The sequence below is a fragment of the Sphingomonas sp. 10B4 genome (genome assembly GCF_035019905.1).
In the GTDB taxonomy this organism is placed as follows: Bacteria; Pseudomonadota; Alphaproteobacteria; order Sphingomonadales; family Sphingomonadaceae; genus Sphingomonas; species Sphingomonas glacialis.
In genome coordinates, this window is the sequence record NZ_JASJVC010000452.1 from 1 (window position 1) to 251 (window position 251).

Annotated in this window: 1 protein-coding gene; it reads left to right on the plus strand. The window is 59.0% G+C overall.

The window, feature by feature from the left end; genetic code table 11:
* Window positions 1-251: HDOD domain-containing protein (locus QN347_RS20460; protein ID WP_323494497.1), on the plus strand; the 251-nt coding region annotated here is incomplete at both ends.

The following is a 251-nucleotide window of genomic DNA, read 5'->3' on the forward strand; positions in this document are numbered from 1 at the left end:
GGTCCATACACACGCCGTGCGGCACCACCGATTTGGCTGCAAGCGGAAAAATGCGCGCTCGCTTGCCATGCGCTGAGCACCAACGACGACGGCTTTTCGCCGTTCTTGGCGTTTCTGACTGGATTGATGAAAAACGTCGGCTTGATCGTCGCCTTACGTGTACTCGACAACGAATGCGGCGAGACCAAGCTGCGGTATTCTTCGGGCTTCCAACACGCCTTTGCTGCCGTGGCGGCCACGCTGTCCTACCG